Origin of the sequence: Thiorhodococcus fuscus, from assembly GCF_042682685.1 — a bacterium.
Taxonomy (GTDB): Bacteria; Pseudomonadota; Gammaproteobacteria; order Chromatiales; family Chromatiaceae; genus Imhoffiella; species Imhoffiella fuscus.
Genome location: NZ_JBHUHX010000020.1, coordinates 1 through 22,853 on the forward strand (window position 1 = coordinate 1; position 22,853 = coordinate 22,853).

The window sequence follows — 22,853 nt, forward strand, 5'->3', positions numbered from 1 at the left end:
TCGCCGATGTTAGTGTGGGGCTTCCCCATGCGAAAGTAGGTCACCGCCAGGGCCTTATCCCGAAACCCCTTCCTCCCATCGGAGCGAAGGGGTTTCTCCTTTGCGCCCAAGAAAAACGAACCGCGCGGGCGCAAACGACGCCAAGAAACACGCTCTATTCTTCCTCTCACTCCGGATCTGCGATACGCACGCAAAAACGACCTGGATCGCGCGCGATCCAGGTCGATTGGCTCTATGCCTTGTGATGCTCCGCCAATCGGGTGCCCCAAACCTGTGCGGCCGACATGACCTCGGTGGGGCTCAGGGTCAATGGAGCGCCGTCCTTGATGACTTGGCGTCCTTGGATCCACACCTGGCGCACCTGATGACGTCCGGCTGCATACACTAGATGCGATGTCGGGTTGTAGAGTGGTTGCGTGTGCGAGTCGCGTAAGTCGAGCGCGACCAAATCTGCAGATTTACCCGGTTCCAACGACCCAATTTCGTCCTCCAATCCGAGTGCTTTGGCCCCATTGATGGTCGCCATCCGCAGCGCGGCATGGGCCGGAACGGCGGCAGCGGAATTTGCAACGCCCTTGCCGAGCAAGGCCGCAGTGCGCATTTCTCCGAGCAGATTGAGGTCGTTGTTGCTAGCGGCTCCGTCGGTGCCGAGCGCGACGTTGACTCCTGCGCTCAGCAGTTTGGCGACGGGGCAGAAGCCGCTAGCGAGCTTGAGATTGGATTCCGGGCAATGCACGACATGGGCACCGGATTCCGCGAGCCGCTCGATCTCATCGTCCTCAAGCTGTGTCATATGAATGGCCGCCAAGGCAGGGCCGATCAGGCCGAGGCGATCGAGCCGGCTCATGGGGCGCTCGCCATGATCACGTAGCGATTGCACGATTTCATCGTGCGTTTCATGTAAATGGAGATGGATCGGCACCTCCATCTCGTTGGCCAGGGTTCCGATGCGTTGCAGTGGGGCATCGGAAACGGCGTAGGGTGAATGGGGCGCAAAGGCGACCCGAACAAGCGGGTGATCGCGATACTGATCGCGCAGCGCCAGCCCTTTGGCGATGTAGTCGTCCGCCGATTCGGCATATCCGGTCGGGAAATCGACCACGATCATACCGATGACCGCTCGCATTCCGGCCTCTGCGCTCACCTGTGCGGTGACCTCCGGATAGAAATACATGTCGTTGAAGCACGTCACGCCGCCGCGCAGCATCTCCAGCACGGCCAGTCGGGTACCGTCGCCGACGAAATGCTCATCGACCCAGCGCTTCTCCGTCGGCCAGATGTGATCGTGCAGCCAGGTCATGAGCGGCAGGTCGTCGGCCAGGCCACGCATCAGGGTCATGGCGGCATGGGTGTGGGCATTGACGAGGCCGGGGATGAGTGCGTGTCCTGGCAGCTCGATGACTCGCTCGGCCTGGACCGATCGTTGCGCCTCTTCGTAAGGGAGGACGGCGAGGATTCGACCGTCCGCGATGGCGACGGCATGGTCGGTCAACTGCCGGTTCTCGGGATCGACTGGAAGCACCCATTGCGCATGGATGAGGAGTTCGGCTTGCATCGCTCGGTCCTTTGGTTGTCGCTGCGAATAAGAGAGAATGCGCGGCAACATGCCATAAGGAGGCTTTGATGAAAACCACGATCCCGACCGTCCCCACTCCCGATGATGCCGCCGTCTGGCATGAGGGACGTCTCTATCTTGCCGATCAGCGCATCCTGCCTGAGCGTGCCGAATTCATTGCCTATGATGTGGCGGCCGATGTGGCGGATGCGATTCGCGCGATGGTGGTGCGGGGCGCGCCGGCCATCGGCGTAGCGGCGGCCTATGGTGTCGTGCTGGCCGGGCGTTCGGCCTATGCGGCTGCGACCGAGGGCTGGAAGGCGGCGATCGAGTCCGATCTGGAGTGTCTGGCCGCCTCGCGTCCGACGGCGGTCAATCTCTTCTGGGCGATCCGACGCATGCGTTCGCTGATCGACACATTGGATGCGACTGATCCGACCGATCGCCTGCTTCAGGAGGCGATCGCCATCCATGATGAGGACCGTGCGGCGAATCGGCGTCTTGGCGATCTGGGTGCGGAGTTGATCGCGGGGCCGACCAACGTCATTACCCATTGCAACGCGGGCGCGGCGGCAACGGGCGGTTATGGCACGGCCCTCGGCGTGGTGCGCAGTGCGTATGCCGCCGGCAAGATCGTTCGGGTCTATGCCGATGAGACCCGTCCCTGGATGCAAGGGTCGCGTCTGACCGCCTGGGAACTGATGCACGATGGCATCCCCGTGACGCTGCAGGCCGATGGGGCGGCGGCGAGTCTGATGGCGACCGGAGGCGTTGGCTGGGTGATCGTCGGTTCGGATCGCATCGCGGCGAATGGCGATGTGGCGAACAAGATCGGGACCTATGGTCTGGCCGTCATGGCCAAATACCACGGTATCAAGTTTATGGTGGCTGCACCGACATCCACCGTCGATATGGAGATTGCCTCCGGCGCCGAGATCCCGATCGAGGAGCGCGATCCCGAGGAGCTGCTGAGCTGTGGCGGGCGGCGTCTGGCTCCGGCGGGCTGCGACGCGCGCAATCCGGTCTTCGATGTGACTCCAGCATCGTTGGTGGATGCCATCGTGACCGAGCGCGGTGTCGTTCTGAATCCGACGACGGAGAAGATGCGCGCCCTCATGGGTTGATTCTTGGTCCGCGTCGGGGCGGCGGCCCGCTGGGCCGCAACCCCGGTGTGCCACTGATGCCTAGCCCGCGCGACCGTTCGGTGTATTGTGCCGACTTGCTCCAGTCGGAGGCTGTTTCGTTCCAGAGGTCTGGAGGAGATCGTTCGATGGCTTGTAGACGCTGTCAGAAAAGCCCCATCTCATTCGAGGATGGTGGCGATCTGTTGCTGACCTGTGGCGTTCGAGAGCTGCTCGACAAGGTGGTCGGCGTGCTCGACGGGGCAGGTCTTTCCTATGCGCGGCAGGATATGGTCGTCACCTTGGCCGATGTCGATCTGGTCGGCCTGCTCGAATTCCTGCGTGATTCGCAAGTCCTCAATCCGCTTGAGATTCGCGATGTCTCGGCCCTTCAGATGCCCTTTGGCCAGCCCTTGACCTTTCAGTCATTCACGCGGGCGCGAACCCTGGAAAGCTGGTTCGACTTGCTGGGTGCGCGTGATCTGCTTGGAGCCCTCGACCGCAAATCCTTTCTGTCCTGGTTTCAGCCCATTCTGAGTGCCGTCGACGGGACCGTGGTCGGTTACGAGGCGCTGCTGCGCGCCGAGCGCGAGGATGGGACGCTCATGTTCCCCGGCGAGATCTTTGAAAAGGCGTTCATCAGTGAACTCCTGTTTCAGGTGGATCGGCTTGCGCGCGTCACCGCCCTGCGTAGCGCTGCCCAGTGTGGTGCCGAGGGACTGCTGTTCATCAATTTCGTGCCAACCGCCATCTATGATCCGGCGCATTGTCTGCGCACGACGGTTCGTTGGGCGCGCAAGCTCGATTTCGACCCGAAGCGGATAGTGTTCGAGGTGACCGAAACGGAGAAGGTTCGCGACGTCAAGCATCTCAAGAAGGTGCTCGATTTCTATCGCGAGGTCGGCTACCAGATTGCCTTGGACGATGTGGGCAGTGGCTATGCCTCGCTCAACTTGCTGGCCATGCTCAAGCCAGACATCATCAAGGTGGACATGGAAATCGTGCGCAATATCCATCTCGACCGGAATCGACAGGCCATCTTCAAGGCGCTCGTCGGTATCGCGCGCGATTTGGGGATTCAAATCCTGGCCGAGGGGATCGAGATCCAGGACGAGTTGGCCTATGCGGTCGAGAATGGCGTCGATCTGGTTCAGGGCTATCTCTTCGCCCGTCCGGCACCCGAAATCATCGTTCCAGAGGTGCACGGCTATTGGGCGCGCGAATCTGGAGTGCGCTGAGGTCTTTGGGTGCGACCGATCGGGACGGATTCATGACCTCCGACGGACCCAGCGAGACCGTCGTCATCGCATTTGGCATCGCCTTCGATGCCCCTCGCGGGCTTGTCAGGCATGCGTCGACAAGAGCGATACCTGGCCTGGCGTGGTAGAATCGACCGGTTTAGAACAAGCCTGATTCGGCGTCGCTCCTGATACCGCGTCCGGTCCACCAAGTCGGTTCATCACGCCCATGCCAGATTTCGCTAGAGAAGTCCTGCCAATCAATCTCGAAGACGAGATGCGTCAGTCCTATCTCGATTACGCTATGAGCGTCATCGTGGGGCGCGCCTTACCCGATGTCCGCGACGGACTCAAGCCCGTGCATCGACGCGTACTGTTCTCCATGCACGAACAGGGCAACGTCTGGAACCGTGCCTATCGCAAGTCCGCCCGCGTCGTCGGTGACGTCATGGGTAAGTACCACCCGCACGGCGACTCGGCCATCTACGACACCATGGTGCGCATGGCCCAGCCCTTCTCCATGCGCTATCTGCTGGTCGACGGACAGGGCAACTTTGGCTCGGTCGACGGCGATCCGCCTGCGGCGATGCGTTATACCGAGGTGCGCATGAAGCGCATCTCCGAGTCCCTGCTGGACGACCTGGACAAGGATACGGTCGATTTCATACCGAATTACGACAACACCGAGCATGAACCCTCGGTATTGCCGGCGCGCTTTCCGAATCTGCTGGTCAACGGCTCATCGGGTATTGCCGTCGGCATGGCGACCAACATTCCGCCGCACAATCTGCGCGAGGTCATCGACGCCTGTTTGGCGATCATCGACAACCCTCTGGTCACCATTGAGGAGTTGATGGAGCTCGTGCCTGGACCGGATTTCCCGACCGCCGGCCTCATCAATGGGGTGCGCGGGATTCGTGAGGCCTATCGCACCGGGCGTGGTCGATGCGTCATGCGCGCCCGCACCACGACCGAGGTCCAGAAGCGTAGCGGACGCGAGGCCATCGTCGTCACCGAGCTGCCCTACCAGGTCAACAAGGCGCGCCTGCTGGAGCGTATCGCCGAGCTGGTCAAGGAAAAGAAGATCGACGGCATCGCTCAGGACGGTTTGCGCGACGAGTCCGACAAGGACGGCATGCGCATCGTCATCGAGCTCAAGCGCGATGCCCATGCCGAGGTGCTGCTGAACAACCTCTATCAGCACACCCAGATGCAGCAGGTGTTCGGCATCAACATGGTCGCCCTGGTCGACGGCCAGCCGCTCACGCTCAATATCAAGCAGACGCTGGAGTATTTCCTGCGTCACCGCCGCGATGTGGTGACGCGCCGCACGCTCTACGAATTGCGCAAGGCGCGTGATCGGGCGCATGTCTTGGAAGGTTACGCCATTGCGCTGGCGAATATCGACGAGGTCATCGCCACCATCAAGGCGTCGGCCAGCCCTGCGGAGGCGCGCGAGCGCCTGATGGAGCGCGCCTGGCGGCCCGGTGCCGTGATCGGCATGCTGGAGCGCACCGGTGCCGAGACCACTCGCCCGGATGATCTGGCGGCCGGTTTGGGTCTCTCGGGCGACGGCTACCGTCTCAGCGAGCGTCAGGCCAAGGCGATTCTGGATCTGCAGCTGCATCGACTCACCGGGCTGGAGCAGGAAAAAATCCTCAAGGAGTTCGAGGAGATTCTGGAACGGATCGCGGCCTTGCTGCTGATTCTGTCCGACCCGGACCGTCTGATGGAGGTGATCCGCGAAGAGCTGATCGCCGTGCGCGACCAGTTCGGCGACGACCGGCGCACCGAGATCCAGATCGACCATACGGATTTGACCCTGGAGGATTTGATCGCCCCGGAAGATGTGGTCGTGACCCTGTCGCATCAGGGCTACGCCAAGGCGCAACCGATCAGCGATTACCAGGCCCAGCGGCGTGGCGGTCGGGGCAAGAGCGCGACCTCCTTCCGCGAGGAGGACTTCATCGACCGCATCTTCGTCGCCAACTCGCGCGACACGGTTCTCTGTTTCTCCAGTCGCGGTCGGGTCTATTGGCTGAAGGTCTACGAGTTTCCGCAGGCCGGACGCGGTGCGCGCGGGCGGCCCATGGTCAATCTGCTGCCGCTGGAGGCCGGTGAGCGCATCAATGCCATGTTGCCGGTACGCGAGTACGAGGAAGGCTATTACGTCTTCATGGCGACCAGCGCCGGCACGGTCAAGAAAACCCCGCTTCAGGTGTTCTCTCGTCCGCTTTCGCGCGGCATTATCGCCATCGATCTGCGCGATGACGAGTATCTGATCGGGGTCGCCATCACCGACGGCAACCAGGACCTGATGCTCTTCACCTCTGCCGGTAAGGCGGTGCGTTTCTCCGAGGATCAGGTTCGCGCTATGGGCCGCACCGCGCACGGCGTGCGTGGCGTTACGCTGAAGGAGGGGCAGGAGGTCATCTCGTTGGTGGTTCCCGAGCCCGGCACCGTGCTCAGCGTGACCGAGCACGGCTACGGCAAGCGCACCCGGGTCGAGGAGTTTCCCACCAAGGGGCGTGGTACCCAGGGCGTGATCGGTATCAGCACCTCCGAGCGCAACGGCGCTCAGGTTGGTGCCGTGCTGGTTCGGCCTGGAGATGAGATCATGCTGATCACCGAGGGCGGGACCCTGATCCGCACCACGGTGGACGAAATTCCGACGGTCGGGCGCAACGCGCAGGGCGTCAAGCTCATCAATCTCGCCGAAGGCGAGCGGCTGGTCTACGTCGAGCGTATCGTCGCCCTCGAAGGCGACAAGGAGAACGGCGAATCCGATGAGGATGTCGCCACGGATCCGGACGATGCTGCGGATCCGCAAGAGGGTGTCGACTCGGACACCGACGATTAATCGCAACCTCTATGGGGAAAGTCAGAATGGCTCGCGTCTATAACTTCAGCGCCGGTCCGGCGATGCTGCCCGAACCGGTCCTCTCCCAGGCTCGGGATGAGATGCTCGATTGGCAAGGAAGCGGCATGTGCGTGGCCGAGATGAGCCACCGAGGCAAGGAGTTCATGTCCATCGCCGCCCAGGCAGAGGCCGATCTGCGCGAGCTGCTGAAGGTTCCAGGCAACTACAAGGTGCTCTTCCTGCAGGGTGGGGCATCGAGTCAGTTCGCCGCCGTGCCCATGAATCTGCTGCGTGGCGGCAGTAGTGCCGACTATATCAATACCGGTTCCTGGTCGAAGAAGGCGATGGCCGAGGCACGTCACTACTGCGAGGTGAATGTCGCTGCCGCTACCGATGACTGCAAATTCACGCGCGCCCCGTCTCAGGAGGAACTCAAGCTCAGCGGTGAGGCGGCCTACGTCCATTACACGCCGAACGAGACCATCGAAGGCGTGGAGTTCCCCTATGTGCCGGAGACCAACGGCAAGCCGCTGGTCGCCGACATGTCCTCGACCCTGCTGTCGCGTCCGATCGACGTCTCCAAGTTCGGGCTCATCTACGCCGGTGCCCAGAAGAACATCGGTCCCGCCGGTCTGACCATCGTCATCGTGCGCGAGGATCTCATCGGTCAGCCCATCGCGGGCACCCCGACCATGTTCGACTACAAGGTCCAGGCCGACGGCGACTCCATGTACAACACCCCGCCGACCTATGCCTGGTATCTGGCCGGTCTGGTGTTCAAATGGCTCAAGGACATGGGTGGTCTGGAGGCGATGGCCGTCGTCAACGCGCGCAAGGCGAAGCGTCTCTACGATCTGATCGACGGCTCGGATTTCTACAGCAATCCCGTCGATCCCCAGTCGCGTTCCTGGATGAACGTCCCCTTCACGCTGGCCAATCCGGAGCTGGACGAGCGCTTCCTCAAGGAGGCCAAGGCCGCCGGTCTCACCACCCTCAAGGGGCACCGCTCGGTCGGCGGCATGCGTGCGAGCATCTACAACGCCATGCCTGAGGCAGGGGTTGAGGCGCTGGCCGGTTTCATGCAAGAGTTCGAGCGCAGTCAGGGCTGACCGCTTCCCGTGTCGATATCCGCGTGTCCTCGCGAGTAACGGGGCGCGCGGGCTCTGGCCGCCGCCCATCGTGGCTGTCTATCGCCGAGCCGATGGTCTTGGTGCACAGTCGTCCTCGGTCGCAGGGGGCTTGAATCCATGCGACCGACGGTTCCCATCACTGGTTAGGATTGACGAGTCATGTTCAAGATCCAGACGTTGAATAACATCTCCGTGGTCGGGCTGGAGCGGCTTCCACGCGCATCCTACGAGGTGGCATCCGAGATCAGTCATCCTGATGCCATCCTGGTTCGCTCGGCCAAGATGCACGACATGGAGATCCCCGAGACCGTCCAGGCCATCGGCCGCGCCGGCGCGGGAACCAACAACGTCCCGGTCGCGGCCATGACCGCACGGGGCGTGGCCGTATTCAATGCCCCCGGTGCCAATGCCAACGCGGTCAAGGAACTGGTGATCGCGGGCATGCTGATGAGCGCCCGCAACATCCCCCAGGCCTGGCACTTCGCCCGAGGGCTCTCGGGCGAGGACGCGGCGATCAACGAGGCGGTCGAGTCCGGAAAGAAGCAGTTCGGCGGATTCGAGCTGCCCGGTCGCACCCTCGGTGTGGTCGGGTTGGGCGCCATCGGCGTCAAGGTCGCCAATACGGCACGCGCCCTGGGAATGCATGTCGTCGGCTACGACCCGAGCATCACCGTGAACCACGCCTGGCAGTTGGAGCGTGACGTTCAGGCCACGCTCAGCATCGACGACCTGCTGTCGCGCTCCGATTTCGTGACCTTCCATGTGCCGCTTAACGACCAGACCCGGCACATGATCAACGCCGACCGTATCCGCATCCTGCCCAAGGGTGCCGTGCTGTTGAATTTCTCGCGCTCCGGCATCATCGACGACGATGCCGTGGTGACCGCGCTGGATCAGGGGCATCTCTATGCCTATTGCTGCGACTTCCCGAGCAATCTGCTGAAGGACCATCCGCGCGTCATCACCCTGCCGCACCTAGGGGCTTCCACCAAGGAGGCGGAGGACAACTGCGCCATCATGGTCGCCGATCAGGTTCGCGACTATCTGGAAAACGGCAATGTGAGCAACTCGGTCAACTTTCCGGAGATCAGCTTGCCGCGCAACGGTGGCGTGCGGCTCGCCGTCGTCAACAGCAATGTGCCCAACATGGTCGGCCAGATTTCGACCGATCTGGCCAATGCCGGACTCAATATCATCGACATGCTCAACCGCTCGCGCGGAGACATCGCCGTGACCCTCATCGACCTCGATCAAAGCTGCTCGGACGCGACCTTGGCGCAGCTCCGAGGCATCGAAGGGGTGCTCTCGGTGCGTTGTCTCGACGGCTGAACGGGTTCATCGAACTATGACAACAGATATCACGGGCGATGAGCTCGACGCGGTTCGCCGCCGGATCGACGCCATCGATCAGGAGATCTTGGCGCTCATCAGCGAGCGCGCGCGCTGTGCCCAGAAGGTCGCGCACATCAAGACGGAATCCGATGGGCGGGCGGTGCAGTTCTACCGCCCGGAGCGCGAGGTTTCGGTCCTGCGGCGGATCAAGGACGCCAATCCGGGACCGCTCGAAGGCGAGGAGGTCGCGCGGCTCTTTCGCGAGATCATGTCCGCCTGTCTGGCCCTGGAACGTCCGCTGAATGCCGCCTTCCTCGGACCCGAGGGGACCTTCACCCAAGCCGCCGCCATCAAGCATTTCGGGCACTCGGTCGTCACCAAGGCGATGGCGACCATCGACGAGATCTTCCGCGAGGTCGAGGCCGGTGCCTGCGATTTCGGCGTGGTTCCGGTCGAGAACTCGACCGAGGGCGTGGTCAGCCACACCCTGGATCTGTTCATGAGCTCGCCGCTGCGTATCACGGGTGAGGTCTCCTTGCGGATCCACCACCATCTGATGAGCAAGGAGACAGAGCTGAGTGCGATCCGTACCATCTATTCGCATCAGCAGTCGCTCGCTCAGTGTCGTGGCTGGCTGGACCGCTATCTTCCGCATGCCGAGCGCATTCCGGTCGGCAGCAACGCCGACGCGGCGCGCATCGTTGCGGGCGAGCCGGGTGCTGCGGCGGTCGCCGGGTTTCAGGCCTCCGAGATCTATGGGCTCCAGGTGCTGGCAGAGCGCATCGAGGACGACCCGGGCAACACCACCCGCTTCCTGGTGATCGGCAAGCAGGACTCGCCGCCGAGCGGACAGGACAAGACCAGCCTGCTGCTCTCCTGCCGCAACAAATCGGGCGGGCTGCATGCCCTGCTGTTGCCGCTCGCGGCGCACGGGATCAGCATGACGCGCATCGAATCGCGTCCCTCGCGACGTGGCATCTGGGACTATGTTTTCTTCATCGACATCATGGGGCACCGTCAGGATTTGCCGCTCGCGGCAGCCCTGGAGCACCTCGAAAAGGATGCCCTGCTGTTCAAGGTGCTGGGTTCCTATCCGGTGGCCGTGTTGTAACCATCCGACCTAATGGCGCTGTTGAACCGCAAGGAACGCAACGCACGCAGAGAATTCGAAGTCGTTTTCCGGTTGCGCCCATCCGAAAGGGGCGTGGCGAGCCTGAAACAGCCTTTGTCTTTCTTCGCGTGCCGCGCATCCCAGTGGTCCATCTTGCCGGATTTAGACTCAACGAATTCGTGACCTCCAATGACCCAAGCTGACAATCCTTTCCTCGATATCGCCGCCCCCTGGATCGCTGGTCTGACGCCCTATGTGCCGGGCAAACCGGTCTCCGAGCTGGAGCGCGAGCTCGGCATCAGCGACTCGGTGAAGCTGGCGTCGAACGAAAATCCGCTCGGCCCCGGCGCCAAGGCGCGCGAGGCGATCGCCGCCTGTCTGGCCGAACTGGGACGCTATCCGGATGGCGGCGGTTTCGATCTGCGCCGTGCCTTGGCCGATCATCATCGGGTCTCGCCGGCCGCCATCACCATCGGCAACGGCTCGAACGACGTTTTGGACATCATCGCTCGCGCCTTTCTGCAGCCCGGTGTGGAGTCCGTCTTCTCCGAATACTCTTTTGCGGTCTACCCGATCGCGACCCAATCGGTCGGAGCGACGGCGCGTGTGGCCAAGGCGCGCGACTTCGGCCACGATCTCGATGCCATGTCGAATCTGGTCAACGCGCGCACTCGGGTGGTCTGGATCGCCAATCCGAACAACCCGACCGGGACCTGGCTGGCCGCCGACGAGCTGCGCTCCTTCATCGGTTCCCTGCCCAAGACCTGCGTCGTTGTCGTGGACGAGGCCTATACCGACTACGTCTCGGAGCCGGATTTCCCGGACGCCACCCACTGGGTCGAAACCTTCTCTAACCTGATCGTGCTTCGCACCTTCTCCAAGGCGCACGGACTGGCCGCGCTACGGGTCGGCTACGGCATCAGCGATCCGCGCATCGCCGACCTGCTCAATCGGGTTCGTCAGCCCTTCAACGTCAATGCCTTGGCCCAGGCAGCGGCCGCAGCGGCGATCGGCGATCGTGACCACGTCCGTGCATCGGTCGAACTCAATCGCGCCGGAATGAAGCAACTGACGAAGGCCTTCGATGAGATGGGGCTCGGCTATATCCCCTCGGTTGGCAACTTCGTCATGCTGAATCTGGGACGCCCGGCGGCCCCCATCAATGATGCCCTGTTGCGGCTCGGCGTGATCGTGCGCCCGGTCGGCAACTACGGTATGCCCAACCACCTGCGCATCAGCATCGGTCTGGAGCAGGAGAACGCGCGCTTCATCGCCGCGCTCAAGGACGTGCTCGCCGCATGATCGAGCGCCTTGCCGTCATCGGGGTCGGACTGATCGGAGGCTCGTTGGCGCGCGCCCTGCGCCGGGAGGGCGTGGTCGGTGAGGTGGTGGGTTGCGGCCGCGCGCTGGCCAACCTCGAACAGGCCGTCGAGCTGGGCGTGATCGACCGTTTCACCCAGCGTCCCGACGAGGCCGTCGCCGGTGCCGACATGGTCTTCGTGGCGGTCCCCTTGGGCGCGATGCGAGGCGTCTTCTCGGCGATCAGCGACCGTCTCGATCCCGGTGCCGTGGTGACCGATGGGGGGAGCGTGAAGGGGAGCGTGGTGGCCGATGCCATGGCGGCCTTCAAGGGGGTTCCTCCATCGCTGGTGCCCGGGCATCCGATCGCCGGAACCGAGTGCAGCGGTGTCGAGGCGTCTTTCGCGGAACTCTACGAAAACCGCCGGGTGATCCTAACCCCGTTGCCGGAGACGGACCCGGACGCGTTGTCCCGGGTGACGGCCATGTGGGAGACCTGCGGGGCCGAGGTGACCTGCATGTCGGTCGCGCATCACGACGAGGTGCTCGCCGCCACCAGCCATCTGCCGCACATGCTCGCCTTCGGGCTGGTCGATTCCCTGGCGCGCATGCGCGAGAACGACGCGATCTTCCGCTATGCAGCCGGCGGTTTCCGCGACTTCACCCGTATCGCATCGAGCAATCCGGTGATGTGGCGCGACATCTGTCTCGCCAATCGCGAGGCGCTGAGCGCCATGCTCGCCCGCTTCGGTGTCGAGATGACGGACCTGGCCGAGAGCATCCGCCGCGCCGACGGCGAGCATCTGCTGGAGATCTTCGAGCGGGCCAAGTCGGCGCGCGACCGCTATGTCGACAGCGCGCGCTGAGTTCGAAGCGCGGGGCAGGGCGTTACGGTGACGGCAGCGCTCGCAAGGGTGCTGCGAGCCTGTCGAAGTCGGCCGGATTCACGTACTGGATGACGACATGCCCCTCGGGATCGCGGGCGAGGTCGATCCCACGCGCGGGATAGAGCCAATGGACGATTCCGGTTTCCGGTTCCATCCGGCGTTCCTCGGGCGCGCCAAAGCGTTGCTCCAACAGTGTTTCGTCCAGTCGCGCCTTGGGCAGATAGCTGATGCTGCGGATCGGGCGCTCGGCCATGCGCTCGGCATCGACCGGGTCCAGTTTGATCTTCTTCCCTCCGCTGCCGAGCTGGCTGATGCGCAAGCCGCGATCGAAGGCCGCGCTCAGCGTCGCTGCGTCCACGTCTAGGGTCACGACGAAATTCGCCCTCAGGCGCTGTAGATAGATCTGCTCGAAATAGGCCTCGACGCTGTCGCTTGGCGGATTCCCCTGCGTGCGGAAGAGGTTCATCTCGCCCTCCTCTCCGAAGGTATGCCGCACCTCTGCAAGACGCGTCTCGCCCAAGGTGAAACCGAAGACCTGGGTGTGTCCGTCCGCCGTCTGCCGAACCTGCCAGGGGAGGCGCACGATGTCGTCCTCGACCGGATCGGGCATGATCAGGAGCATGCCTACGAAGCCGAGCACAGCGGCGGCGAGGATGGAGAGGACGATGGTGCGATCCATGGTCTGAGGGTTCCCGAGAGGTGAGGGGGTCAGCAGGGCAGGAGGCCGGCGACGACCCGGCGCCCCTCCGAGACCAGGATGTTGTAGGTGCGGCAGGCCGCGCCCGTATCCATGATCTCGACCCCGATGCCGCGCGACAGGATGTCGAAGTAGACGGCTGGGTCGGGAAACACCTGATGCGCCCCCGTTCCCAACACCATCACCTGGGGGGCGAGCGTCAGCAGCGTCTCCAGATGCGCGGTCGTGAACTCGGCGGGCGAGGGCGGTCCCCAGGGGGCGATGATGCGCTGTGCGCTCAAGGCGAGGCCCTGGCCATAGCGCCGGCCGTCGATCTGGATACCCTCGCGGCCATAGGCCTCGATCAGGTAACCGCTGTTTCTATCTGCCTCGGCGAATCTCATGTCGGCAACATACCCCATGCCGCCGGGAGCGAACAAGCGGGCAGGGAAGGGAGGCTGTGTGTAAAATCTCAGTCTTTCTCGTTACCACCGATTTCGGAAGCCCATGACCGTTCGCACTCGTTTCGCCCCGTCTCCAACCGGCTATCTGCATGTGGGCGGTGCCCGCACCGCGCTCTTCTCCTATCTCTATGCCCGTAAGCATGGCGGGCAGTTCGTGCTGAGGATCGAGGACACGGACCTGGAGCGTTCCACGGCGGAATCGGTCAACGCGATCCTGGAAGGCATGACCTGGCTCGGGTTGGACTACGACGAGGGGCCCTTCTATCAGACCCAGCGTTTCGACCGCTACAACGCCGTCATCAATGAATTGCTCGATAAGGGCCTCGCCTACCGCTGCGACTGCTCCAAGGAACGTCTGGAGAAGCTGCGCGTCGATCAGATGGCACGCAAGATCAAGCCCCGTTACGACGGATGCTGCCGTCATCGTCAGGTCGATCCCAATCAGCCGCACGTCATCCGCTTCAAGAACCCCGCCGATGGCGTGGTGGTCGTGGACGACCTCATTCGCGGCCGGGTGCCCTTCAGCAACGACGAACTCGACGACCTCATCATCCGTCGCACCGATGGCGCGCCGACCTACAATCTGAGCGTGGTCGTGGACGACGCCGACATGCAGATCACCCATGTGATCCGTGGCGACGACCACCTGACCAATACCCCCCGCCAGATCAACATCCTGCACGCGCTCGGTTTCGAACCGCCGCGCTACGCCCACGTCCCCATGATCCTCGGTGACGACGGCGCCCGTCTGTCCAAGCGCCATGGCGCCGTGGGCGTCATGGCCTACCGCGACATGGGCTATCTCCCCGAGGCGCTGCTCAACTACCTGATCCGTTTGGGCTGGTCGCACGGCGATCAGGAGGTCTTCTCGATCGAGCAGATGATCGAGCTGTTCGACATCGCCGATGTCAACAAGGCCGCCTCCAGCTTCAATACGGCTAAGCTCGACTGGCTCAATCAGCAATATCTGCAGCATGCGGAACCGTCGCGCATCGCCCGGCTCTTGAGCCCGCACATGGGCAAGCTGGGCATCGATCCCTCCGATGGGCCGGAACTGGCCGAGGTGGTCAAGGCCCAGGCTGCTCGCGCCAAGACCCTGTCCGAGCTGGCTGAGATCAGCGCCTTCTGTTACCAGGATTTCGAATCCTTCGACGAGGGCTCGGCCAAAAAGCATCTACGCCTGGTTGCCCGCGAGCCACTGACGCGTCTGCGCGCCAGCTTCGAGATGATGGCGCACGAGGACTGGACGCCCGAAGGGCTCAAGCATGTCGTCGAACGGGTTGGCGAGGAACTGGAACTCAACCTGGGCAAGGTCGCCCAACCGCTGCGTGTCGCCATCGTCGGCCGCGCCGCCTCGCCCGGTATCGAAGAGACCCTGATGCTGGTCGGTAAGGAGGCCACCCTGCGTCGCATCGACAAGGCGCTGGCCTATATCGATGCCCGCGCTGCGGCGTCTTGATTCTGTCGCCTGTGAACGCGTTCCGCCCTGTTCATGGTGGGCGGGGCGCTCTCTGATCGAGGTGCGACCGGGGTCAATGATCCCACATAACGTTCTCACCATCGGCCGCTGCGGCGGTCAGTAGCTCGATCAGTGGAAGTGCGCGGTGTGCGAGGCTGACGTGCTGCGTCTCCTCGTTCTTGTTCGGGGTCGGTTCCGCCGGATCCAGGGCCGCCTCGGGATGCTCGGCGACGGCGGCCTTCAGGCGTTTGAGTGCGGCTGGCACGTCCTCGGCGAGCAGTGCGCCCGGTACGGTGCCGCTGTGTCCCATGAGTTTGATGAGGGCGACGGCGACGTCGCCGAACATGGTGATGGTGGCATAGGCCTTGGTTTCGAATTTGACCAGCATCTGAGTCTCGCTTCTCTTAGGTGTTGACGGTGTAGGGGCAGGATAGCGCACTCCCTCATTGGGGGAGCGTCGTTTCGGGACGTGCGGTTCCGTGATCCGACTACCTCGTGGACGAAATCGTCGCGGGCGTTCGGCGGGTTCTTTCAATCGTCGCGGTAAACGCTAGAATGCGACGTTCATCGATTCACTTTCCGCCCGAGACGCCCGAGAGACCATGACCGACGCCGCCGAGCCGCCACGCACCAATTTCATCCGCCAGATCATCGAAGCGGATCTGGCATCCGGCAAGCACGACCGGATCGCCACGCGCTTTCCGCCCGAGCCGAACGGCTATCTGCACATCGGGCACGCCAAGTCCATCGTGCTCAACTTCGGACTGGCCCAGTCCTTCGGCGGGACCTGCAATCTGCGCTTCGACGACACCAATCCGCTCAAGGAGAACATGGAGTTCGTCGAATCCATCAAGGAGGACGTGCGCTGGCTCGGTTTCGATTGGGAGGATCGGCTCTATTTCGCCTCGGATTATTTCGAGCGGCTCTACGGTTTTGCCGTCGAGCTGATCGAGAAGGGGCTGGCCTACGTCTGCGAGCTGAATGCCGAGGAGATGCGCGCTTATCGCGGCACTCTCACCGAGCCCGGCAAGGACAGCCCCTATCGCGACCGTTCGGTCGAGGAGAATCTCGACCTGTTCAAGCGTATGCGCGCGGGTGAGTTCCCGGACGGTTCGCGCACCTTGCGCGCCCGCATCGACATGGCCTCGCCCAACATCAATCTCCGCGACCCGGTGCTCTACCGCATCAAGCATGGCGTGGTGCATCACCAGACCGGCAGCGCCTGGTGTCTCTATCCGACCTACGACTACACCCATCCCATCTCGGACGCGCTCGAAGGGATCACTCATTCGCTCTGCACCCTGGAGTTCGAGGACCATCGTCCGCTCTACGACTGGTGCGTCGCGAACGTCTCGGTGCCGAGCAAGCCGCGCCAGATCGAGTTCAGCCGGCTCAATCTCGAATACACGGTCATGAGCAAGCGCCGCCTGACCGATCTGGTCGGCGAGGGCCACGTCCAGGGCTGGGACGATCCGCGCATGCCGACCATCGCCGGGTTGCGCCGTCGCGGTTATACCCCGGCCTCGATTCGCGAGTTCTGCGAGCGTATCGGTGTCACCAAGTCGGACAATCTGGTCGAGATGGCGCTGCTGGAGAGCGCGATCCGCGAGGATCTCGACGCCAAGGCACCGCGTCGCATGGCGGTTCTGCGCCCGCTCAAGGTGGTGCTCACTAATGTTTCAGAGAACCAGCAGATGGAGGCCAGCAACCACCCCAAGGACGCCGCCATGGGGACGCGCTCCATTCCCTTCGGTCGCGAGATCTATATCGATCGCACCGACTTCGAGGAGCAGCCGCCCAAGGGCTTCAAGCGCCTCATTCCCGGTGGCGAGGTGCGTCTGCGCAACGCCTATGTCATCCGCTGCGACGAGGTGGTCAAGGACGACACGGGCGAGATCGTCGAACTGCGCGCGAGCGCCGATCTCGACACGCTCGGCAAGAATCCCGAGGGCCGCAAGGTCAAGGGCGTCATCCACTGGGTGTCCGCAGAGCATGCGGTGAGCGCCGAGATCCGTCTCTACGACCGGCTGTTCGGCGTCGCCACGCCGGGTGCCGGCGGTGCCGACTATCGCGAGGCGATCAACCCCGACGCGCTGCGCGTCCTCACCGGCTGTATGCTGGAGCCCGCCTTGCGCGGCGCCGAGACCGGGGAGCGCTTCCAGTTCGAGCGCGAGGGCTATTTCGTCGTGGACCCGGATTCGACGCCCGAGCATCCGGTGTTCAACCTGACCGTCGGATTGCGCGATACCTGGGGCAAGAGCCGCTCATGATCCGTCGCGCGCGAGACGGCTCGGATCCGCCCGAGACCCGGATCCCGGCGCATGAGCGTCTGGTGGCGGATCTGGGCGTCCGAGTCTACGCCTCGCTCGCCTCTCCGAAGACCATCCTGCGGCGCTTTCGCACCGAGGCCGAGCGCGCCATCGCGCTCAGTGAGCGGCTGACCCCGGAGCAGGGCGCCCGTCCGGTGCGTATCCGCCGCTTCCCTGGGATCGAAAGCGACAGTCGCCACTGGTCGGTGTACATGACGCTCGATCATCTGGTGTTGGTCAACACCGCCATCACTGCGCTGATCCACGCCATCTGTTCCGATCGGCACCATGGGATCGAGATCCGGCTGGAGGACGTCAGGCCGCACCCAGATGCAGGTCCCGACCGTATCGAGGCCCTGGCGGCCTTGGTCGAGCGTTACGCGCATCAGATCGAGCGTTTCGGTTCGCTGACCTCGCGCGGGCACTATGCGCATCCCTGGTTCGGCTCGCTGACCGCGCGTCAGTGGCATGCCTTGGCCACCCTTCACAACCGCATGCACCGGGTCCAGATCGAGAAGATTCTGCGCCGTCTGGATTGAAGTCACCTCAGGTTGAATCGATGCCCCTTTCCGATCCCTCGAACCTCGGCTCCGAAGCGCGGCAAGAGGCCCTAGAGCGTCTGCACGCCGAACTCGAACTGTGCCATCGCTGCCCCGGCATGTTCGGTCCACCGGTCCATAGTCGCACGCTGCTGTCCCCGGTGATGCTGATCGGCCAGGCCCCCGGCACGCGCGAGATCGAGCAGCTCCGACCCTTCTGCTGGACCGCCGGCAAGACACTGTTCGGCTGGTTCGCCCGGATTGGCCTGGACGAAAGGGCGATGCGCGAGCGCACCCTCATCAGCGCCGTCTGTCGCTGCTTCCCCGGCAAGAACCCCAAGGGCGGCGATCGGGTTCCGGACCGCGACGAGATCGCGCGCTGTCGCGGCTGGTGGTTCGGCGAGATGCAACTGTTGCGGCCCCGCCTGATCGTGCCGATCGGCAAGCTCGCCATCGCCCAGCTCATGGACTGCGATCGCCTCAGCGATGTGGTGGGGCGTCAATGGCCCTATCGCTCGGAGGCGGGCTGGGAGGCCGACATCATCCCGCTGCCGCATTCGTCCGGGGCATCCACCTGGTTCAAGATGGAGCCCGGTCGAACGCTGCTCGCCGAGGCGCTCGGCCTGATCGCCGCCCATCCGGCCTGGCGCGAATTATTGGATGAATAGCTGGCAGCTTCCAGCCTTCAGCTTTCGGCCTCCAGCGGTGCGGTTGAGAAACCCCTTTTTCTTCATGTTCCAAAAAGCTGCTGGCCGCAGGAGGCTGGTGGCTGATAGCTTTGCGACGACCCAACCTATGAATGCATCAACTCCTCCAATGGATCAGAAGCTCCTCCAAGACTTCTTTAGCAACGACCGTTTCGCCGCCTTCGTCGGGGTCGAGCTGCTGGAGGCGGCGCCTGGCCGCGCCCGCGCCCGGCTGGAAATCGAGGATCGGCATCTGAATGCCGTGGGCGTGGCGCATGGCGCCGCCATCTTCAGCCTCGCCGACCTGGTCTTCGCCGTCGCCTCCAATTCGCACGGAACGGTCGCGCTCGGCGTCAACGTTTCCGTCTCCTTCATGAAGTCCGCGCGCAAGGGCGTCCTGACCGCCGAGGCCGAGGAGGTCTCGATCAATTCCAAACTCGCCACCTATCTGATCCGCATCACCGATGAGGACGCGAACCTGATCGCGCTCTTCCAGGGGACGGTCTACCGCAAGCGCGAGGCGCTCATGGATCACATGCCGTCAGAGGGCTGAGGATGAACGCCACCCAAGAGACGACCCAGATTCGCTTCGGTCTCATCGTGATCGGCGACGAGGTGCTCAATGGGGCACGGACCGACGCCCATCTGGCCGCCTTCAAATCGCGGATCCAGTCGCGCGGTCATGAACTGGCCTGGAATTGGTTGCTGCCGGACGATCCGGAGGTGCTGGTCGCGCATCTGCGTTTCTCGATGGGACGCCCGGATCCGGTCTTCGTCTGTGGCGGGATCGGCGCGACGCCGGACGACCACACCCGTGACTGCGCCGCTCAGGCGGCCGGTGTCGCCTTGAGCCGGCATCCCGAGGCCGCGCGGCTGCTCGAAGAGAAATTCGGCGCGGAGGTCTATCCGAACCGCATCCTCATGGCGGACCTGCCCGAGGGATGCGACCTCGTCCCCAATCCGATCAACCGGATCCCCGGCTTTTCGCTCCGTCGCCATTGGTTCCTGCCCGGTTTCCCCACGATGGCCTGGCCGATGGCCGAGTGGGTGCTGGACGGCGTCTTCGGGCGCGGCGAGCGGCTGCGCGAGGCCGCTTTGGTAGTGCGGGGCGTTCCCGAAAGCCGTCTGATTCCGCTGATGTGCCGGCTTGGGGAGTCCTTCCCGTCGCTCAAGCTCTTCAGCCTACCCCACATGGGCGAGGATCCGCACATCCTGCTGGGTTTTCGCGGTCATGAGGACTTGACGACGGCCATGGCGGCGTTGCGCCAGGAACTCGAACGCGAGTCGATGCGATACAGCGAGCAAAATCCTTAGGGTCACGACCGGTTTCGCCCAGGGATCAGGGTGGGGCAAGGGCGTTCTCAAGCCGTCTCCGGTGTGGAAAGGAGCGGGTTGCGTGTACGTAGCGCTTGCCTCGACACGGCTCATGCGGCAGCCTAGCGTGCCATCGATTCGGGATGACCCCGCACCCTTATGTCCTTTTTCTCTTCGTCCCTCTCCGTCCCCATTCGGATGCTGGTTCTGGCGCTCTCGATCTGTGGCAATCAGGTTGCGGTCAGGGCCGAGCCGACCGACGACGAGCTCTTCGACATGAGTCTGGGCGAACTTCTGAGTCTGAAGATCACCAGCGCCGCCAAGAAATCCGAGCCGCTGTCGCAGACAGCGGCGGCCGTCTTCGTCATCACCCAGGAGGACTTGCGCCGTTCGGGTGCGACCACCGTGCCCGAGGCGTTGCGGATGGTTCCCGGCGTCGAGGTGGCCCGCATCAACGCGAACACCTGGGCGATCTCCGCGCGCGGTTTCAACGGTCGTCTCGCCAACAAACTTCTGGTCATGATCGACGGACGCAGCGTCTATTCGCCGCTGTTTTCCGGGGTCTACTGGGACGTCCAATCGCCCATGCTGGAAGACATCGAACGCATCGAGGTGATTCGCGGACCGGGGGCGACCCTGTGGGGTGCGAACGCGGTCAACGGGGTCGTCAACATCATCACCAAGTCGTCGGCCGATACCCAGGGCGGATTGCTGGCCGGGCTGGCCGGCGACGAGGAGCGCGGGAGCGGTACCCTGCGCTGGGGCGGGCGATTGGGCGAGCTGGGTCACTATCGCGTCTATGGGTCGGCCTACGACCGCGACGGCAGCCGAGATGCGAGCGGCCGCGTCGACAATGCCGACGACTGGAACGGCAGCCGAGCCGGTTTTCGGGCCGATCTGATCCCGGGCGAGGGCGAGCGGTTGTCGTTGCAGGGAAACCTCTATCAGGGCCGACATGGCGAGACGGTCTTCGACCAGTCTTCGCTCTTGACGCTCGCTCGAACCGTCGACCGCACCACCGATGTGCAGGGTGGCGATCTGTTGGCGAACTGGAGCGGGCCGCTCTCTGCGACCGACGACCTCGCGCTCAAGACCTATTACGATCATGCGGAACGGGACTGGGCTCGGTTCGGCGAGATCCGGGACACCTTCGATGCGGAACTGGAGTATCGGACGCAGCGTTACCGACGCAACGACCTCATCATGGGGCTCGGTTACCGTTATACCCAGGACAGGATCGCTCTGAGCAATCAGGTTGTGCTCGATCCATCCGATTCGTCCCTGCGTCTCTTCAGTGCCTTCGTTCAGGACGATATCCAGTTGGTCGCGGACCGGCTCACCCTGATCCTCGGCACCAAAATCGAACACAACGATTTCACCGGATTCGAGATCCAGCCGAATCTGCGTCTGCTCTGGACGCCGAGCCCGGAGCGGACGCTCTGGGCCTCGGTCTCCCGGGCCGTGCGCACCCCAGGACGGGGCGAGCGGGCGGGTTTTATCCGTCAGAGCGTCCTTCAGCCCCGCACCAGAAGCAACCCCGAATCACTGCCGATCGAGGCGCTGATCGTCGGCCGAGAGGGATTCGACTCGGAGGATCTGATCGCCTACGAGGCCGGCTACAAATGGCAGGTCGATCGCGGACTGAGCATGGACCTCGCGCTTTTCTATAACGATTACGGGAATCTGCGCACCAGCAGTGCGAGCCAACTGCGCTGCTATCCCCACGGTATCTACCCGGATTGTCTGCTAGGAGGCAACGCGGCCAGCCTGATCCTGCCGCTGAAGCTGGGCAACGCTGCGAGCGGTTTCGCGCAGGGGGTGGAGTTGGCTGCGGATTGGCGCCCCGTCCCCAACTGGCGTTTGCAGGGCGCCTACTCCTATCTCGAATCGAGATTCGGCGTCGAGCCGGGTGCCTCCACCGGAAATCTGTCCAAGAACAACCCTTATAATCAGCTTTCGCTACGCTCCTGGTTCAATCCTCGCCGCAATATCGATCTGGACCTCTGGTTGCGCTACACCGACGAGATCGGTGCGACGTTCGGCTACTTCGCCTACGCGATCGACCCCTATTGGGACATGGACATTCGCCTTGCCTGGCGCCCGACGAAACGGCTGGAACTGGCGCTGGTCGGTCAGAATCTGTTGAACGACGTCCATTCCGAGGGGGGATCGGAGCTGGCCGATCTTCCGCTCGCCAGTATCGAGCGTTCGGCCTATTTCCGATGGCGTCTGGATTTCTGAGGACGTGACCTGCCTCGGTCGAACCGATTCGATGGTCCACTTAACCCCAAGGCGGCATACCCTGTGGTTGTCGATGCTATTGTCTGGTCTGGTCGCCATGCCGACCAATGCGGGCGAGCCGACGCGGGAGGAGCGGATCAAGGCGGCCATCGTCTACAAGGTCGGGAAATTCGTCGACTGGCCCGAGAGCGCCTTCGCCGCCGCCGACGCCCCCTTGCGTATCTGCCAACTCGGGGATGATCCCTTCGCGGCGGCGCTCTTCGGAATCGCCGGACGCGTCGTGCAGGGGCGCCGAGTGGTCTTTCAGGTCGTCGTCCCGCCACTGGCCGCGCGGACGCGCGGGTGTCATATTCTGTACCTCCCGCGCGCGACCGCTGCGCGGGTTCCCAGGGTGATCCGCGAGCTCGCCGGTCAGCCGGTGCTGACCATCAGCGATATCCCTGATTTTGCGCGCCAGGGTGGCATGATCGCCCTGGTCCGCGCAGGAGATCGGCTGGGATTCGAGATCGCCCCGGCGATGGCGCGCGACGCCGGACTCCGGGTCCGCGCCCAACTGCTCGATCTGGCCGACATCGTCGACAACGATCACAAGGGACTGGAATGATCCGTGAGTGCCGACCCGCCGCAACATA

At 63.5% G+C, this 22,853-nt stretch carries 20 protein-coding genes; 16 read left to right on the forward strand and 4 right to left on the reverse strand.

From position 1 onward, the window contains the following. Positions 1-232: 232 nt before the first annotated feature. Positions 233-1,555 carry a TRZ/ATZ family hydrolase gene (locus tag ACFSJC_RS09775; protein WP_386026151.1) on the reverse strand — a complete coding sequence of 441 codons (1,323 nt, stop codon included), beginning with the start codon at positions 1,553-1,555 and terminating at the stop codon, positions 233-235. A 68-nt stretch (positions 1,556-1,623) separates the two neighbouring features. On the opposite strand from ACFSJC_RS09775, the gene mtnA reads away from it, so the two are divergent. The 8 genes from mtnA to ACFSJC_RS09815 all read left to right on the forward strand — a co-directional run bounded on the left by mtnA (position 1,624) and on the right by ACFSJC_RS09815 (position 12,512). Further along, positions 1,624-2,679, forward strand: a complete 1,056-nt coding sequence (mtnA, locus tag ACFSJC_RS09780; protein WP_386026153.1) for an S-methyl-5-thioribose-1-phosphate isomerase — start codon at positions 1,624-1,626, stop codon at positions 2,677-2,679. Between the two features lie 146 nt (positions 2,680-2,825). Next, complete coding sequence (locus ACFSJC_RS09785) at positions 2,826-3,914, forward strand: EAL domain-containing protein (protein WP_386026155.1); 1,089 nt, start codon at positions 2,826-2,828, stop codon at positions 3,912-3,914. Between the two features lie 229 nt (positions 3,915-4,143). Beyond that, on the forward strand, positions 4,144-6,774 hold the full coding sequence (gene gyrA / locus ACFSJC_RS09790; RefSeq protein WP_386026157.1) for a DNA gyrase subunit A: 2,631 nt from the start codon (positions 4,144-4,146) through the stop codon (positions 6,772-6,774). Positions 6,775-6,800: 26 nt separating this feature from the next. After that, positions 6,801-7,883: a 3-phosphoserine/phosphohydroxythreonine transaminase gene (serC, locus tag ACFSJC_RS09795; RefSeq protein WP_386026159.1), complete on the forward strand. Its 1,083-nt coding sequence runs from the start codon at positions 6,801-6,803 to the stop codon at positions 7,881-7,883. Positions 7,884-8,063: 180 nt separating this feature from the next. After that, on the forward strand, positions 8,064-9,233 hold the full coding sequence (locus ACFSJC_RS09800; protein ID WP_386026161.1) for a phosphoglycerate dehydrogenase: 1,170 nt from the start codon (positions 8,064-8,066) through the stop codon (positions 9,231-9,233). Positions 9,234-9,249: 16 nt separating this feature from the next. Continuing rightward, positions 9,250-10,347, forward strand: a complete 1,098-nt coding sequence (pheA, locus tag ACFSJC_RS09805; protein WP_386026163.1) for a prephenate dehydratase — start codon at positions 9,250-9,252, stop codon at positions 10,345-10,347. A gap of 189 nt (positions 10,348-10,536) precedes the next feature. Next, the gene (hisC, locus tag ACFSJC_RS09810) at positions 10,537-11,649 is read left to right on the forward strand and encodes a histidinol-phosphate transaminase (protein ID WP_386026165.1); all 1,113 of its coding nucleotides are present in this window, start codon (positions 10,537-10,539) and stop codon (positions 11,647-11,649) included. Beyond that, the gene (locus tag ACFSJC_RS09815; RefSeq protein WP_386026167.1) at positions 11,646-12,512 is read left to right on the forward strand and encodes a prephenate dehydrogenase; all 867 of its coding nucleotides are present in this window, start codon (positions 11,646-11,648) and stop codon (positions 12,510-12,512) included. Before hisC ends, ACFSJC_RS09815 begins: the two co-directional genes overlap by 4 nt. A gap of 22 nt (positions 12,513-12,534) precedes the next feature. Here the strand turns inward: ACFSJC_RS09815 and ACFSJC_RS09820 are convergent, their stop codons facing one another. Next, positions 12,535-13,212, reverse strand: coding sequence for a hypothetical protein (locus ACFSJC_RS09820; protein WP_386026169.1), 678 nt, complete (start codon positions 13,210-13,212; stop codon positions 12,535-12,537). A gap of 29 nt (positions 13,213-13,241) precedes the next feature. Further along, a complete protein-coding gene (locus ACFSJC_RS09825) occupies positions 13,242-13,613 on the reverse strand; it encodes an Mth938-like domain-containing protein (RefSeq protein WP_386026171.1) in 372 nt (123 codons plus the stop codon). 103 nt (positions 13,614-13,716) lie between these two features. On the opposite strand from ACFSJC_RS09825, the gene gltX reads away from it, so the two are divergent. After that, positions 13,717-15,132 (forward strand): glutamate--tRNA ligase, encoded by a 1,416-nt coding sequence (gene gltX / locus ACFSJC_RS09830; RefSeq protein ID WP_386026173.1) that lies wholly within the window; start codon positions 13,717-13,719, stop codon positions 15,130-15,132. 73 nt (positions 15,133-15,205) lie between these two features. Here gltX and ACFSJC_RS09835 read toward each other — a convergent pair whose 3' ends face one another. Continuing rightward, complete coding sequence (locus tag ACFSJC_RS09835) at positions 15,206-15,520, reverse strand: DUF1840 domain-containing protein (RefSeq protein ID WP_386026175.1); 315 nt, start codon at positions 15,518-15,520, stop codon at positions 15,206-15,208. Between the two features lie 214 nt (positions 15,521-15,734). Between ACFSJC_RS09835 and ACFSJC_RS09840 the strand changes: the two genes are divergently transcribed. The 7 genes from ACFSJC_RS09840 (at position 15,735) to ACFSJC_RS09870 (ending at position 22,825) form a co-directional block, all read left to right on the forward strand. Further along, positions 15,735-17,402: a glutamine--tRNA ligase/YqeY domain fusion protein gene (locus ACFSJC_RS09840; RefSeq protein WP_386026177.1), complete on the forward strand. Its 1,668-nt coding sequence runs from the start codon at positions 15,735-15,737 to the stop codon at positions 17,400-17,402. After that, on the forward strand, positions 17,399-17,980 hold the full coding sequence (locus tag ACFSJC_RS09845) for a DinB family protein (RefSeq protein ID WP_386026179.1): 582 nt from the start codon (positions 17,399-17,401) through the stop codon (positions 17,978-17,980). Before ACFSJC_RS09840 ends, ACFSJC_RS09845 begins: the two co-directional genes overlap by 4 nt. Before the next feature lie 20 nt (positions 17,981-18,000). Next, positions 18,001-18,648 carry a uracil-DNA glycosylase gene (locus ACFSJC_RS09850; protein ID WP_386026181.1) on the forward strand — a complete coding sequence of 216 codons (648 nt, stop codon included), beginning with the start codon at positions 18,001-18,003 and terminating at the stop codon, positions 18,646-18,648. A 148-nt stretch (positions 18,649-18,796) separates the two neighbouring features. Continuing rightward, positions 18,797-19,219 (forward strand): PaaI family thioesterase, encoded by a 423-nt coding sequence (locus ACFSJC_RS09855; RefSeq protein ID WP_386026183.1) that lies wholly within the window; start codon positions 18,797-18,799, stop codon positions 19,217-19,219. A 2-nt stretch (positions 19,220-19,221) separates the two neighbouring features. Then, positions 19,222-19,980, forward strand: a complete 759-nt coding sequence (locus tag ACFSJC_RS09860; RefSeq protein ID WP_386026185.1) for a competence/damage-inducible protein A — start codon at positions 19,222-19,224, stop codon at positions 19,978-19,980. A gap of 159 nt (positions 19,981-20,139) precedes the next feature. After that, entirely contained in the window at positions 20,140-22,221 is a 2,082-nt protein-coding gene (locus ACFSJC_RS09865) for a TonB-dependent receptor plug domain-containing protein (RefSeq protein ID WP_386026187.1), read from the forward strand. A gap of 73 nt (positions 22,222-22,294) precedes the next feature. After that, on the forward strand, positions 22,295-22,825 hold the full coding sequence (locus ACFSJC_RS09870) for a YfiR family protein (protein ID WP_386026189.1): 531 nt from the start codon (positions 22,295-22,297) through the stop codon (positions 22,823-22,825). Positions 22,826-22,853 lie beyond the last annotated feature (28 nt).